A 15,167-nucleotide genomic window follows, 5' to 3' on the forward strand; every position below is an offset into this window, starting at 1 on the left:
CTTCGGCCGAAGCATTCAATGCAAAAATTAAAGCCTTTAGGGCACAGTTTAGAGGTGTTAAAAATGTAGAATTCTTTCTTTACAGATTAACTACAATTTTTGCATAAACACAACAATTGAGATTGATCCAATTCTTTCTTTACAGATTAACTACAATTTTTGCATAAACACAACAATTGAGATTGATCCCTAAAGTTTAGGAAACTTTTGTTCTATCCCTTGAACTATGGAGCCTAAAACCAAAAAAGACCTTACATTTCTGTAAAGTCTTTTTCTTGTTTTTGCTCCCCCTCTTGGGCTCGAACCAAGGACCCTTTGATTAACAGTCAAATGCTCTAACCAACTGAGCTAAGGAGGAGTGTTAGGTTGTTTGCCCTAAGCGAGCGCAAATATATATATCTTTTTAATTTCTACAAACATTTTTTTAATTTTTTTTTATCCAAAAATAGCTTTAAATATATCATTGCCATTTGCGAACAAAACTAAACCTATTAATATAAAGAAACCAACCATTTGTGCGTACTCCATAAACTTATCGCCTGGCTTTCTTCCAGACACTATTTCGTATAGTAAAAATGCCACATGACCACCATCTAAAGCAGGTATTGGTAATAAATTTAAAACACCAAGCATGATAGACAAAAACGCCGTTAAATACCAGAAAGCATGCCAGTCCCAAGTTGCTGGAAACATATTACCTATTGCAGCAAAACCCCCTATTTGAGACGCTCCCTTTTTAGTAAAAATATATTTAAACTGAGCTAAGTAATCTTTAACCTCCCAATAACCTTGACTTAAACCTCCGGCGATACTCTCAGAAAACGAATATTCTCTGTTACGTATTTTAATAAAATCCATATCGGCTATTTTTGATACAACCCCAATTGTTTTATCTTCATTTTTAGTAATAGTTAGAGTTTTGATTTGATTATCGCGCTCAACTTCAAAATTAAGACTGCCCTCCGTATTGTTTTTTAATTGATAAGTTAAATCTGAATAATACGTTATAGGCTTACCATTAATAGCTACAATTTTATCGGTTGCAAGTAACCCGGCTTTATCTGCAGGAGAATCTTTTACAATTGAATCTAACAGAAAAGTATAACGTGGTGCTAAGGCAGGTATATCACCCGCTTCAAAAAGCTTTGTACCTATATCTTCGGGAAGTGTTATTTCTTCAACAGTACCATTAGGGTGTTCTACTTTAATGTTTTCAACCTTTCTAAACATGATATACTTATTAATATCAATTGTAAGATCTTTATAAGCCTCACCATTAACAGAAATTACTTTATCCCCTTGTTGAAACCCATAAGACTCCAATGTTTTAGCTACACCGAAACCATATTTAATATCATCTTTTGTAGTATAATTTGTTCCCCAGACAAGTAGCATTATCATGAATAATACGAATGCCAAAATAAAATTCACAGTTACACCACCAAGCATAATAATTAAACGTTGCCAAGCTGGTTTAGAACGAAATTCCCAAGGTTGTGGCGGTAAAGCCATTTGTTCGGTATCCATACTTTCGTCTATCATACCCGAAATTTTCACGTAACCACCTAATGGCAACCAGCCAATACCGTAAACTGTATCGCCAATTTTCTTTTTGAATAACGAAAACTTCACATCAAAAAACAAATAGAATTTTTCTACTCTTGTTTTAAATAATTTCGCTGGTATAAAATGTCCTAATTCGTGCAAAACAACTAGGATGGAAAGGCTTAATAATAATTGAGCCGCTTTTACTAAAAATACAGTCATGTATTAGGATTTTTTTTTAATCGCACAAAAGTAAGCTTTTAACCCCATTTAGAAAATATAATACATGGTATTACTATTTTTTTAACAAGGTTTTACTAATTACACCTTCATTTGTATGAAATTGGACAAAAAGTAAACCTGAAGCATAGGCACTTACATCAATGGTGGTGTTCCAATTAGACTGACCTAATAATTGCCCAAAAACATTAAATATTTTCACGTTGAACACTTGAACTTGTTCTGGTTTATCAACACTGAATGCATGTGAAGTTGGAATAGGATAAATTACAAATTGTGATTCCAAATTTGAGTTAGAAACAGATAACAATACCTTATTATTTTTAGAAATTAAATCGGATTCAGGATCAAATTGAACCGAGGCTACCGTAAAATTAACAGCGTTTAAAAAAACTTCATTGTTTTTCACATTATTGAGGGTAATATCTAATGTTTCTCCCATAGTCCCAATTAGTTTCAATGGAACTGGTGCTTCAAAAAAAGAAACAGAGGCATCACTTTGAATTTGAGAAATGGTAATTTGCACTTGATTGCTATTTGGTTGCACCCAATCAATCGTATAACTAGGATACCCTTCATTATACAACCAATCATCAAAAAACCCACTTAGGTTTTCACCACTTGCAGCTTCCATAGTACTTATAAAATCTTCTGTTTTCGCATATCCGTATGCATATTTATCATTACTTAGATAATTTTTAACACCTTCAAAAAAATAAATATCTCCTAATTTCTTTCTTAACATGTGCAGCACCATGGCTCCTTTATTATAAGTTAATCGGCTATTAAATATTCTATTCACACTTGTTGTATCCACATCTTTTAAAAATACAGCTCCATTGGTTACTGAGGTAATAGAAATGTTGCGCTGCTGTTTCCAAGTTGTAAAGGCGCTGTTGCCATCTAAATGTTCAATCGTTAAACCTGATAAATAAGTAGCAAAACCTTCATTCAGCCAAATGTCCTTCCAACTACCGCAGGTAATTTTATTTCCAAACCATTGGTGCGCTAATTCGTGAGCTATTAAATTTCTATCAAAACTACCCATAAAAGAAACTGTGGTATGTTCCATACCGCCACCCCAACCAAATTGTGCATGTCCGTATTTTTCCTTTGCAAATGGATATTCTTCAAATAAATTAGCAAACAAATTCATGATAGTAACCGTTACAGGCGTATTATCTTGTGCATAGCTTAAATTTTCAGGGTACACATAATTTACAATGTCAAAGGGCTTACCATTATTAGGAACAGTATGTTTATAAACTTCATAATTTGTTACCGCAATAGCAACTAAGTATGCTGGAATGGGATAACGATGTTTGAAATGTGTTATTTTATTATTGTCATTTACAATCTGACTTTGCTCCAGACCATTTGAAACTGCTATATAACTTTCATTAGAAGGATTAAAGACAGGCGTAGTGAGAAATACATCCAAGGAATCGGCTTTATCAATTAAATCTTGTTTACATGGCCACCACCCTTTGGCACCATAAGGTTCCGAAAGCGTCCAAATTATGGGGTCACCATTATGCCGATTCTGTTCAAAAGAACCAAAACCCGAGCTAACAGGGTTTCCAGAATATCTTATAGTTAACGAATCCAAAACCCCCATATTTTGGTTTGTTGGTAATAAAACAACTAATTCATCATTAGCATTTTGAGAAAATGTAAGCGCGTTACTGCGTTGTAAAACCTGAGAAACTATCATATTGCTAGCTAAATCAAAAACTACTTCACTTAAGCTTTCCTTAGCTTCAAAATAAGTAGTAACAGTACCCGAAATAAAAGCTACTGATGGATCTATTTCAAACTCCAAACGATGGTATTTTACATCGTAGTTCCCGGTGTTTTCATTAGCTTTAAAAGACACTTTGGCTAAAGCACTTTTAGCCTCAGCAGTTTGAATATCATTAAACGATTTATTAAAATCTTGTCCAACAAAACGACAGGTCGTAAAAAAACAAATTATTAATAGCGTTAACCTCATGTTGCTGTTACTTTTCGTTGTTTTAATCTAATATTTAGCTAGTTAAAAATACCATTTAATTAGTATATGTATCGTATTTTTGCATTTATATTACTTGAAATCTCAAATTATACCGCATGCTTTCTTTTTTTAAAGACTATAAAATTTTCGGAATCGTATTTTTAGTGTTATCCATCATCATTGTTTCAATAATTTATAATACTCTAAACGTTTACCAACCTTTACCTATTTACCAACCCGCAATGGTAAGTACCGAATTAGTTGATAGCACCTTACAATACCAAAAGAAATATCATAAAATAGCGGACTTTAAACTACTTAATCAAAACGGAAAAACGATAACCCAAAACGACTATAAAGATAAAATTTATGTTGCCGATTTCTTCTTCACTACATGCCTAACCATCTGCCCTATCATGACTGGACATATGGCTGAAATTCAAAAAGAAATTTTAAATGATAATGATGTTCTCTTACTGTCTCATACCGTAACTCCTGAAATTGACACCGTAGCGCAATTAAAACGTTATGCTATTGAAAAAGGGGTAAATGACACCAAATGGAACTTAGTTACTGGAGATAAAAAACAAATTTACGAGCTGGCAAGAAAAAGTTATTTGGCCGTAAAGGATGCTGGTGATGGCGGACCATTCGACATGATTCATACTGAAAATTTCATGCTTATTGATAAGAAAAAACAAATTCGCGGATTTTATGATGGTACCGATCCTGATGCCATCCAAAAATTGCTTGAGGATATCAAGATTCTGAAGGAAGAAAAATAAAAGTTATTAAACGTGCCGATTGTTACAAACCTCCAAAAAAGCTTAACAACCCACTAACTAATTACCTAACTTCTGAAAACTCTTACTACCATTGAAAACTTTAAACCTTAAACTTTTAAACTTTAAACTTTTTCCATTACTTTTACTTCTTTAAAATCAATCTAAATAAGTTTGCAATATACATTAGCCGATTTGAAACGAGGCGAAAACGCCATTATTACCGATGTATCCTCCATTCACATCCCATTAAAATTGTTAGAAATGGGTTGTTTACCTGGCAATATGGTAAAACTTGTTCAATTGGCACCATTTAAAGATCCCATGTATTTAAACATAAACGGAACACATTTAGCTATCAGGAAAGAAACCGCTATTCATATTTTAATTGAAAAGAAGGATGAGTAAGCAAATAAATGTTGCCTTAATAGGAAATCCAAATACAGGAAAAACTTCTGTTTTTAATGCACTTACGGGGTTAAATCAGCAAGTTGGTAATTACCCTGGTATTACCGTTGAAAAAAAACAAGGAGTTTGCAAATTGCCACGTGGTGTTAAAGCTCATATCATTGATTTACCTGGAACTTATAGCTTAAACGCATCGTCGTTAGATGAAAATGTGGTTATTGAGTTACTTTTAAATAAAAACGATAAAGATTTCCCAGATATTGCTGTTGTTGTGAGTGATGTTGAAAATTTAAAACGAAATCTACTTCTTTTTACTCAGATTAAAGACCTAGAAATTCCTACCATATTGGTTATTAATATGGCCGACCGAATGCGTTATAAAGGTATTTCTTTAGATATTAATTACCTAGAAGAACATCTACAAACTAAAATTGCTTTAATAAGTACTCGTAAAAAAGAAGGTATTGATTATTTAAAACAACTTATTGCTAATTACAAAGATGTTTCAGTTACTCCTTGCATTGATCCTTCTGAAATAGATAAGGAGTATTTTGATAATTTAAAAAAAGCATTCCCAAACCAACTATTATATAAATTATGGTTAGTAATTACACAAGATGTTAACTTCGGAAAAACAGACAGAAAAGAAATTGAAGCTGTTGCAAACTTTAAAACGAAAAGCAAAGCCGATTTAAAACGATTACAACAAAAGGAAACCATAAAACGCTATCAGTTTATAAACAATGTTCTTAAACATGGTCAAACTATAGACTCATCTCAAGCTAAAGATTTGCGTAGCAGGTTAGATAGCATCCTAACCCATAAAATATGGGGTTACATTATATTCTTTGTCATTTTACTAACTATTTTTCAAGCCATATACGATTGGTCTAGCGTACCGATGGATTTTATTGATGGTGCCTTTGCCTCGTTAAGTGAATGGGTAAAAAACCAATTACCAGAAGGAGCTTTCACCAATTTATTGGCTGAAGGCATTATACCAGGACTTGGTGGTATTGTAATCTTTATTCCGCAAATCGCCTTTTTATTTCTATTCATTTCAGTACTAGAAGAAAGCGGCTATATGAGTCGTGTGGTTTTTTTAATGGACAGAATAATGCGTCGTTTCGGACTAAGCGGCAAAAGCGTTGTACCTTTAATTTCAGGAACAGCTTGTGCCATTCCTGCTATTATGGCTACCCGAAATATTGAAAGTTGGAAAGAACGATTAATTACTATTTTGGTAACTCCGTTCACTACCTGTTCGGCCCGCTTACCCGTTTACTTAATAATCATATCATTAATTATTCCTGAAGGTCGCTTTTTAGGTTTAGGTTTTCAAGCCCTAACCCTCATGTTATTATACCTAGTTGGCTTTGGTACAGCAGTTTTATCGGCTTATATTCTAGACAAAATCTTAAAAATAAGAAGTAAAACATTTTTTGTTGTTGAAATGCCCAACTACAAATTACCACTTTTTAAGAATGTGGCGTTAACTGTTATAGAAAAAACCAAATCGTTCGTATTTGGTGCTGGAAAAATCATTTTGGCTATTTCAATCATTTTATGGTTTTTAGCATCCTATGGTCCTGGTGATAACTTTAATAATGCTGAAACCATTATTAAAACAGAATATGCTTCACAACAATTATCAGAAGATGAAATAAATCAGCATATCGCTTCGCATAAATTGGAGCATTCATACATAGGAATAGCGGGGCATGCCATTGAACCAGCCATACGACCTTTGGGTTACGACTGGAAAATTGGTATTGCAATAGTAAGTAGTTTTGCTGCTCGCGAAGTATTTGTTGGCACGCTTGCCACTATTTATAGTGTTGGAAGTGATGATGAAGCTACCATAAAAAACCGAATGGCTGCCGAGGTAAACCCTATTTTGGGCGGTCCGTTGTTTAATTTTGCCTCGGGAATTTCATTACTTTTATTTTATGCATTTGCTATGCAGTGTATGAGTACTTTAGCTGTTGTTAAAAAAGAAACTAATAGCTGGAAATGGCCAACATTACAACTCGTTTTTATGAGTGGGTTTGCTTATATTGTGGCTTTAATGGCGTTTCAATTCCTAAAATAATTGTTAACTCAATAAGCTCGTATCATTAAGGGATTACGATTAATAACGTCTAATTACATATGAACACTATAATCCAAAACATACTTGTTATTGCTGCCATCATTTTAGCCGTACTTTTTTTAGTGCGCAAATTTTTTTGGAAAAAACCTAATTCAAAAAAATCTTGTGGAGGTGATGATGGCTGTGGTTGTCATTAAAAATTCACAATAATTAAAAATAAATTCCGTTAATCATACTTAACTCTAAGGGAATAAAAATTATTTTACTAAATGTTCAATCAACTAAGAAATAATATTTTTGTAAAGTTTTTGTGGGGATTTATGGGTGTTTATCTTTTAAACATTAGTGTAGATACTCCAGACCCTTTTCCTGAAAATATTCCGGAAAATCTGGCATTCAACGACCAAGAAAGCATCGTTGAATTAGTTATTGAAAAACTATTAGGATTCGAAGACGCCTTTGCGGAATACGACGACCCTGACTCCGAAGACCCAGTCAACAAAAAAAATAATATCAAAATAAACTTTTTGATTCAGTGTTCAAATGAACCTCTTGATTCTGAAATTGTTTTCATCTTAAGTAAGCAACAATTTTCCTCCTACGATGATTTTCTTATCCAAGGATTTCAAAAACTAGAAACACCTCCACCCAAAGTATAATTTGTTTTTTAACTAAGTCAGTGCTTATAAAGCATTGATATTAATCATTTACTCACAAAAACAAATTTAAAATGAACATCAAAAATATTTTGATGCTAACAATCTTGTTAGCACTAACCAAGCATGCCTTTGCTCAAACAGATAATATCATAAAAGACAGCCTGTATATTCAAGAAGTTGAAGGCCATAAAACACCAATTAAGGTTTTACATGCTGAACCATTATACATTGATTTAATTAGAGACCTAGGAGCCAGAAAAGGAGAAAAGGAATGGAATATAGGTATTGGTTTAACCGATAACCTAAAGTTTGATTCCTATGAGGCATTGATAGAGTATGAATGGGCACCAATGAACCGATTTGGTTTAGAGGTAGAACTTCCGTTTACATTTTACTCCCGCCTGAACGGCGCTAATAAAGAGGATATTCCTTCAAATCAATTAAACAGTATCAAACTAGCGGCTCAATGGACATTTTTTGTAAGCGAACCATTGGCTACCTCCATGGCTTTGGGGTATATTAATGAATTTGAACTTTCTGACTTTCGTAACTTTGGTAACCCCTTCATTAAAGGAACTATTTACAATCCATTTCTTGTAGTTGCAAAACGCTGGGGTAATAACTTTCATTCGTTAATTTATACAGGCCCAATGGTTGCACAGCATTTTGCAACGAATTCGTTTCATACTAGTTTTGATATCAATACAAACTTCCATTATATGATTCCGGGAACCAGAAATTTTATTGGTATTGAATTTAATAAAAGCATAGAAACTAATGATTTCGATATGACCATCCGACCTCAAATGCGATTGGGCATAGCCGATAACTTGTTAATAGGCATTGTAGCTGGGATACCCGTAAGTAGAGAAAACGAACGATTTAGTTCATTTACTAGGTTAATCTGGGAGCCAAAACATGTAAAATAACACCATATAAGTTAGTGGTTATTTCTATAAAATAACAAGCAATAATCTGCTATTTTGTTTTATAAAATGACCACTAACATTTTTAATACGTACCGTTTACAAGACATTTCAATTCATTTAAATAGCGATTTTAAGAACTAATTCATGCTCTAATTAAAATATACTTTTTACAGAAGCATACGTTTACATATGGCTCAAAATATATTTTTAGATTTGTCTAAAAATATATTTATATTTGTAAAAATTAATTTCATGAAGCTCATTCTACTTTCTTTTTTACTTTGGAATATAACTATGCATGCCCAAACCATAAAAGGCAAAACCGTGTCGGACAATAATGTACTCCCCTACGTTAACATTTATTTAAAAGGATTAGAAAAAGGCGACACGTCCAATGAAGAAGGTGAATTCAGTATTAAAAATGTTCCTCCCGGAAATTACACCATCATCGCTTCTTATACAGGCTATCAAACTCAAAGAAAAATAATAACCGTAACCTTTGAAGAAACCGTTATAAATTTTAATTTACAAGAATCTGAATTATTGGATGAAGTAGTGGTAACAGGCACCTTAAAAGCGGTCTCAAGGTTAGAAAGTCCGGTTCCAGTAGAAGTATATTCACCTACATTTCTGAAAAAAAATCCAACACCCAACATTTTTGAGGCCCTTCAAAATGTAAATGGCGTGCGTCCCCAAATTAATTGTAATGTTTGTAATACCGGCGATATTCATATTAACGGTTTGGAAGGGCCTTACACCTTGGTACTCATCGATGGTATGCCTATTGTAAGTGGGTTATCTACAGTATATGGATTATCGGGAATCCCTAATTCATTAATTGAACAAATTGAAATTATAAAAGGCCCAGCCTCATCACTTTACGGAAGTGAAGCCGTAGGTGGTTTAATCAATATAATAACCAAATTACCAGAAAATGCACCTCGGTTTTTCGCTGATAGCTATGTAACAGGTTGGGGAGAACTAAATTTAGACCTCGGTTTTAAAGCTAAAATTGGCAATATAGCACAGTTACTTTTCGGAACTAATTTTTTTAATTACAACAATCCCATAGATAATAATGGTGATAATTTTACAGATTTAACGCTTCAAAATAGAATTTCGGTCTTTCAAAAATGGCAATTTAAACGGAAAGACAACAGAGCGTTCTCGTTGGCAGGGCGTTATTTTTATGAAGACCGATGGGGTGGTGAAATGCAATGGAACAGCTCGTTTAGAGGGGGGAATGATGTATACGGTGAAAGTATTTATACCAAGCGTGCAGAACTTTTAGGAAAATACCAATTACCAATTAAAGAACAGGTACTTTTTCAATTCTCTTATACCGATCACGACCAAAATTCAGTATATGGTAATGTGCCCTATTTAGCACAACAACGTATCGGGTTCGGACAATTTACTTGGGACAAAAACCTTAAAAACAACGATTTGCTTTTCGGAATTGCCGCGAGATATAACTATTATAATGATAATACTCCAGCAACAGAAACGGAAGATAAAGTTATTATTCCGTCCATTTTTGTACAAGATGAAATTGAATTTAACGAAAAAAATACACTGCTCTTAGGATCTCGCTATGATTACGATAAAAGGCACGGCTCCATATTTACTCCAAGAATTGCCTACAAATTCAAACCAACCAAAGATGCTGTTTTTCGATTAAATGCAGGAACCGGATTTAGGGTTGTAAATATCTTCACTGAAGAACATGCCGCACTTACAGGAGCCAGAGAAGTTATTATTGCAGAAGCCTTAAAACCAGAACGCTCCTATAATGTAAACATCAATTATCTGAAAAAATATTACACTAAATCGGGTACAATTATTGGATTGGATGCTTCGGCATGGTATACGTATTTCACTAATTTAATATTACCCGATTACGACACCAGTCCAAACGAAATTATCTACGATAACCTAAACGGAAAAGCAGTTACAAAGGGGGTTAGTTTAAATTTAGATATGATGCTAAATAGCAACTTAAAGGCACTTATTGGAGGTACTATTCAGGAAGTAAATCAAACGGAAGATGGTATTACAAATCGTCAAATTTTAACCGAACGTTCTACAGGTACTTGGGCTATTTCATATAAAAATTACAGACACGATCTTACGGTTGATTATACTGGAAATATCTATGGCCCAATGCGGTTACCTTTATTAGGTGAACTCGACCCAAGAAAAGAATACGCTCCAACTTGGAGTATTCAAAACATTCAATTAACCTACGATGGGTTAACAAATTTTGAAATTTACGGTGGTGTAAAAAACCTGTTAAATTGGACACCAAACAAAGGAAACCCTTTTGTGATTGCTAGAGCTAACGACCCTTTTGATAAAGATGTTACTTTTGATGCAGAAGGCAACGCCGTTTCAACTCCCGATAATCCGTATGCACTCACTTTCGATCCAACTTACGTTTATGCACCCAATCAAGGCATTCGATTGTTTTTCGGATTGCGCTATTCAATTAAATAAGTAATACAATAATCTAAATCAAAAAATAATGCGCCAAATTTGAGCAACTAAAAAGGTTACAACAAACCCCAAAACCACTGGCATAACAGATGCAAAAACTGTCCATTTTGCACTTTTAGTTTCTTTATAAATGGTGTAAATAGTTGTACTACATGGATTATGAAGCAAGCTAAAAAGCATTAAATTTATGGCCGTTAACAAGGTCCAACCGCCAGCTTTCAAAATAGCTGCTGTGGCATGCATGGAATCCAATTCAAACATAACACCAGCACCTGCGCCACCGTCTATTCCAGTTACTAAAACAGTTAGCATTAATATGGTTGGAATTACAATTTCATTGGCTGGAATAGCCACCACATAGGCTAAAAGAATAACACCATTCAACCCTAACAGAAAACCAAATCCATCTAATGAATTAATTGCCCACGCAGCAATACTTTCATTCCCTATATAAATATTAGAAATTAGCCAAATAACAGCCCCTGCAGGTGCTGCAAATACAATAGCGCGCCATAATACAATCAAAGTCCTATCGATTAGTGAAGTGTAAATTGTTTTCCAAAAGCGTGGCGGACGATAGGGAGGCAATTCTAAATTAAAGGTGGACACTTCACCTTTTAAAACCGTTCTTGATAATGCCCAAGACACACCAAACATAAACGCCATACCCAAAACAGCAATTCCTATTACTGCTAATAAAGAAGCTAAACTAGAAAATGATTCTGGCACAACAGCTCCTATAAAAATGGTAGCAATTAGAATTTGTGTTGGCCAACGCCCATTACATAACGAGAAATTATTGGTAATAATCGCAATTAAGCGTTCTCTTGGACTATCAATAATACGGGTGGCTACCACACCAGCGGCATTACACCCGAACCCCATGCTCATGGTTAAGGCCTGTTTACCATGCGCTCCCGATTTTTTAAATAAATTATCTAGATTAAAAGCGACCCGAGGCAAATAACCAAAATCTTCAAGCAATGTAAATAAAGGAAAAAATATAGCCATTGGCGGTAACATTACCGCAATTACCCAGGCTACTGCCAAGTATACACCATCAATTAAAAACCCATCCAACCACCATGGCAAACCAATTGCAGTAGCACCACTTTTTAACATGGGATGTAGGTTGTCTAATAACAATTCCGCTAGCAACGACGACGGGTAATTTGCACCAATGATGGTGAGCCATAAAACCGTTGCTAAGATTAAAAACATGATTGGGAACCCAAAAGTTTTACTTGTTACAACTTTATCAATTTGCCTGTCTAATCGAAACCGTTTTTTGGAATTGTCCACCTGAACAGTATCACTAACAATTTGAGCAGCATCTGCATAAATACCTTCGGTTAAATTATCATGAAAGTCATCACCTATTTGCCAACGCAACTCATTGGAAAGCTCTAAAATGTGATCTATATTTTTATTTGCCATGAGATTATTTTAAACTAATTCACCCGATTTTAAAGCATTAATTATTTGTGTATCGCCTTCTAATAATCTAAATGCAATCCATCTACTGTTGGGAATATTTGGAAACTCCTTTTCAATTTCTATTGAAAGTGTTTTAACTGCATGCTCAATATTACTAGGCACATTTTTAATACGGTGGGGTTTACAAATAATATTACCATTTGCAATTTCACTTATGGTATGAATTAACTCAGGAATACCTTGGTTAAATCGTGCGCTCGTAGGCACCACAGGAATTCCTAAATCGCGGGCCAAGGTGCGCTCATCAATTTTGATGTAATTACGTTTTGCCTCATCCATTAAGTTTAAACACAGTACCGCTTTATCGGTGATCTCTAAAATTTGAAGTACTAAATTTAAGTTACGTTCCAATCTATTTGCATCTGCCACAATAACCGTAACATTAGGTTTTCCGAAAAGAATAAAATCACGCGCAGCGGCTTCATCTTCCGAGGTAGACAATAAAGAGTAGGTTCCTGGTAAATCGACTAATTTAAATTTTTGACTATTATATTCAAACCCACCCTCAGCTCTAGTTACTGTTTTTCCTGGCCAATTGCCCGTATGTTGGCGTAACCCTGTTAACGAATTAAAAACGGTACTTTTTCCTGTATTTGGATTGCCTGCTAATGCTACTACAAAATCCACATTATCGGTTTTTATACCTAACTTTTTTAAGCCCTCAGCATTAAATTGAGGACAGGTTTCACAAGCACTCTTTATTTTAGGTTCCATAACTTAATCTTTTTTAATAAGAATTTTTGCCGCCTGATCTTTTCGCAGTGCAATAGAAGTCCCTTTAATTAAATAAGCATTTGGATCGCCTAACGGATTTACCAAATCTATTTTTATTGTGGCTCCTTTTACAAAGCCTAAATCCAATAAACGTCTTCTACTTTCGCCACGACTCTCCTTAGAAATTCCAATTATATTAGCCGATTCACCTTCTTTCAAACTTGATAACCTTGCAATATTATCCTCTAAAACCACCTCTTTTTCAATAGGAGCAACGGTAAGGTTGGCAGCCACTATAGGAGCTAATTTAAATTCTTCTCCTTCAGAATGAAATACAATTCTAGTGGTATTATTCTCTGTAACCCGAATAAGGGAACCAATATGAATGTTTTCGGCTAAAATCTGTTTATAAATAATTTCGGGTTCATCTTCAATATGTGTTATTCTTCCAATAGTATTTACAGGTAATAAAGGCAATTCCACACCATTTATAGTTGCTATTTTACCCGTATGCGTTGGAATTGGATCGCCATGCGGGTCAAATTTTGGATTCCCCAAATGTGCAGCCAAGGAATTGGTTTCATCATGACTTAATTTATGCTCCATCATTTCGGCTCTATCATGCCATTCTTCTTTGCTAAAACCTGTTTTATCAGCCAAATAGCGTTCCCAAAGTCGATGAATACGTACAATACGTAATGCGTATTCCCTGCCCGCTTCAGTTAATTTAAGCACATCAGAATCTGAAGAAATTAAATTATTGATGGTCATTATTTTTAAAACTTCTATAATTTGATTGTTATTAAAATTTAATACTTGTAGCAAAGTTTTAGTATCTACCTTGTTTCCTGAATTTTCGAAATGATAGAGTTGCTTTAAAATATCTTCAATAACTATTTTTTCATTGCTTTTAAAATTGTTTCTAATAATCCAAAACCAACCCTTTACAGGTCTAAAAAGCACATATAAAACACCTACAGATACAAAAAAAACAAAGAGTGCGGTTATAGGATTATATTCAAACATGGTTATAGGTTTAAACACAAATTTTTAGCAACTTGCTGTGAAATGATAATTTGTTTGTTTTTGGTTTGAATGGTAACTGAATTATCAAAAGGTTCAAAATCTAAAACCTTTATAACATCTCCTAAAGCCAAATTGTTTTTGTTTAAATATTTTAAAAACATTTCGGAAGAATCTTTTACTAGAGATAAGACCCCCTCATGCCCTGCTTCCATTTCTAAAATATTTACACTTTTGGTTTGGGTATAATTGCCATCTTTATCTGGAATGGGATCGCCATGAGGATCGTGAGTAGGAAACCCCAAAAATGCATCTAACTCATTTACAAGTTTTAACGATTTTATATGCTCTAATTGCTCTGCAACATCATGCACCTCATCCCATGAAAAATTAAGTTTTTTTACCAAAAAAACTTCCCATAATCGGTGTTTTCTAACCACCAAAGCCGCCGTTAAACGCCCTTCATTTGTTAAACTAACTCCTTGATATTTAACATAATTAACTAAATTTTTTTCTGCAAGCTTCTTTATCATATCGGTAACGGAGGAGGCCTTTGTTTCTATTTTCTCAGCAATAGCATTGGTGCTTACTGCTTTCTCTCCTTGTTTTCCTAAATGGTATATAGCTTTTAAATAATTTTCTTCCGATAGGGTAGTCATACTTCAACTTTATAACCATAAAGATAGCATTTTTTACTTATATATAAATATATTTTTAGGTAGGACTAAATAAAAGAATTGCAGAACCTGATTTTTATCATTATTTAGATTTAATAAAAATAAGACATTT

At 34.0% G+C, this 15,167-nt stretch carries 11 protein-coding genes, 1 tRNA gene and 1 pseudogene; 7 read left to right on the plus strand and 6 right to left on the minus strand.

Going from position 1 to position 15,167, the window contains the following annotated elements:
• Positions 1–284: 284 nt before the first annotated feature.
• From ABYI63_RS09645 to ABYI63_RS09655, 3 genes are all read right to left on the minus strand, one after another.
• Positions 285–358, minus strand: a tRNA-Asn gene (locus ABYI63_RS09645).
• 77 nt (positions 359–435) lie between these two features.
• Positions 436–1,767, minus strand: coding sequence for an RIP metalloprotease RseP (gene rseP, locus ABYI63_RS09650; RefSeq protein WP_372755908.1), 1,332 nt, complete (start codon positions 1,765–1,767; stop codon positions 436–438).
• Between the two features lie 73 nt (positions 1,768–1,840).
• Positions 1,841–3,778, minus strand: a complete 1,938-nt coding sequence (locus tag ABYI63_RS09655) for a M1 family aminopeptidase (protein WP_372755910.1) — start codon at positions 3,776–3,778, stop codon at positions 1,841–1,843.
• A 116-nt stretch (positions 3,779–3,894) separates the two neighbouring features.
• Here ABYI63_RS09655 and ABYI63_RS09660 point away from each other — a divergent pair, with 116 nt between their 5' ends.
• The 7 genes from ABYI63_RS09660 (at position 3,895) to ABYI63_RS09690 (ending at position 11,144) form a co-directional block, all read left to right on the plus strand.
• Positions 3,895–4,563 (plus strand): SCO family protein, encoded by a 669-nt coding sequence (locus ABYI63_RS09660; RefSeq protein WP_372755912.1) that lies wholly within the window; start codon positions 3,895–3,897, stop codon positions 4,561–4,563.
• A gap of 171 nt (positions 4,564–4,734) precedes the next feature.
• Complete coding sequence (locus tag ABYI63_RS09665) at positions 4,735–4,968, plus strand: ferrous iron transport protein A (RefSeq protein WP_372755914.1); 234 nt, start codon at positions 4,735–4,737, stop codon at positions 4,966–4,968.
• Positions 4,961–7,060, plus strand: coding sequence for a ferrous iron transport protein B (feoB, locus tag ABYI63_RS09670; protein WP_372755916.1), 2,100 nt, complete (start codon positions 4,961–4,963; stop codon positions 7,058–7,060). The genes ABYI63_RS09665 and feoB (ABYI63_RS09670) overlap by 8 nt, the downstream gene beginning before the upstream one ends.
• Before the next feature lie 59 nt (positions 7,061–7,119).
• Positions 7,120–7,257 (plus strand): FeoB-associated Cys-rich membrane protein, encoded by a 138-nt coding sequence (locus ABYI63_RS09675; protein ID WP_372755918.1) that lies wholly within the window; start codon positions 7,120–7,122, stop codon positions 7,255–7,257.
• A 72-nt stretch (positions 7,258–7,329) separates the two neighbouring features.
• Positions 7,330–7,719: a hypothetical protein gene (locus tag ABYI63_RS09680; RefSeq protein ID WP_372755920.1), complete on the plus strand. Its 390-nt coding sequence runs from the start codon at positions 7,330–7,332 to the stop codon at positions 7,717–7,719.
• 71 nt (positions 7,720–7,790) lie between these two features.
• Positions 7,791–8,648 (plus strand): HAEPLYID family protein, encoded by an 858-nt coding sequence (locus ABYI63_RS09685; protein ID WP_372755922.1) that lies wholly within the window; start codon positions 7,791–7,793, stop codon positions 8,646–8,648.
• A 252-nt stretch (positions 8,649–8,900) separates the two neighbouring features.
• Positions 8,901–11,144 carry a TonB-dependent receptor domain-containing protein gene (locus ABYI63_RS09690; RefSeq protein ID WP_372755924.1) on the plus strand — a complete coding sequence of 748 codons (2,244 nt, stop codon included), beginning with the start codon at positions 8,901–8,903 and terminating at the stop codon, positions 11,142–11,144.
• An 18-nt stretch (positions 11,145–11,162) separates the two neighbouring features.
• Here ABYI63_RS09690 and feoB (ABYI63_RS09695) read toward each other — a convergent pair.
• The 3 genes and pseudogenes from feoB (ABYI63_RS09695) to ABYI63_RS09705 all read right to left on the minus strand — a co-directional run bounded on the left by feoB (ABYI63_RS09695) (position 11,163) and on the right by ABYI63_RS09705 (position 15,037).
• Positions 11,163–13,343: pseudogene (gene feoB / locus ABYI63_RS09695) on the minus strand (ferrous iron transport protein B).
• Positions 13,344–13,358: 15 nt separating this feature from the next.
• A complete protein-coding gene (locus ABYI63_RS09700; RefSeq protein WP_372755926.1) occupies positions 13,359–14,381 on the minus strand; it encodes a DtxR family transcriptional regulator in 1,023 nt (340 codons plus the stop codon).
• 2 nt (positions 14,382–14,383) lie between these two features.
• Positions 14,384–15,037: a metal-dependent transcriptional regulator gene (locus ABYI63_RS09705; protein WP_372755928.1), complete on the minus strand. Its 654-nt coding sequence runs from the start codon at positions 15,035–15,037 to the stop codon at positions 14,384–14,386.
• Positions 15,038–15,167 lie beyond the last annotated feature (130 nt).

This window comes from Mariniflexile sp., from assembly GCF_041583155.1.
Classification (GTDB): domain Bacteria; phylum Bacteroidota; class Bacteroidia; order Flavobacteriales; family Flavobacteriaceae; genus Mariniflexile.

Bases quoted from the DNA above. Each gene is read 5' to 3' on its own strand.
- ABYI63_RS09685 (WP_372755922.1), top strand. From the start codon at position 7,791: ATGAACATCAAAAATATTTTGATGCTAACAATCTTGTTAGCACTAACC.
- ABYI63_RS09705 (WP_372755928.1), bottom strand. From the start codon at position 15,037: ATGACTACCCTATCGGAAGAAAATTATTTAAAAGCTATATACCATTTA.
- ABYI63_RS09700 (WP_372755926.1), bottom strand. From the start codon at position 14,381: ATGTTTGAATATAATCCTATAACCGCACTCTTTGTTTTTTTTGTATCT.
- ABYI63_RS09660 (WP_372755912.1), top strand. From the start codon at position 3,895: ATGCTTTCTTTTTTTAAAGACTATAAAATTTTCGGAATCGTATTTTTA.
- ABYI63_RS09655 (WP_372755910.1), bottom strand. From the start codon at position 3,778: ATGAGGTTAACGCTATTAATAATTTGTTTTTTTACGACCTGTCGTTTT.
- feoB (WP_372755916.1), top strand. From the start codon at position 4,961: ATGAGTAAGCAAATAAATGTTGCCTTAATAGGAAATCCAAATACAGGA.
- ABYI63_RS09680 (WP_372755920.1), top strand. From the start codon at position 7,330: ATGTTCAATCAACTAAGAAATAATATTTTTGTAAAGTTTTTGTGGGGA.
- ABYI63_RS09675 (WP_372755918.1), top strand. From the start codon at position 7,120: ATGAACACTATAATCCAAAACATACTTGTTATTGCTGCCATCATTTTA.
- rseP (WP_372755908.1), bottom strand. From the start codon at position 1,767: ATGACTGTATTTTTAGTAAAAGCGGCTCAATTATTATTAAGCCTTTCC.
- ABYI63_RS09690 (WP_372755924.1), top strand. From the start codon at position 8,901: ATGAAGCTCATTCTACTTTCTTTTTTACTTTGGAATATAACTATGCAT.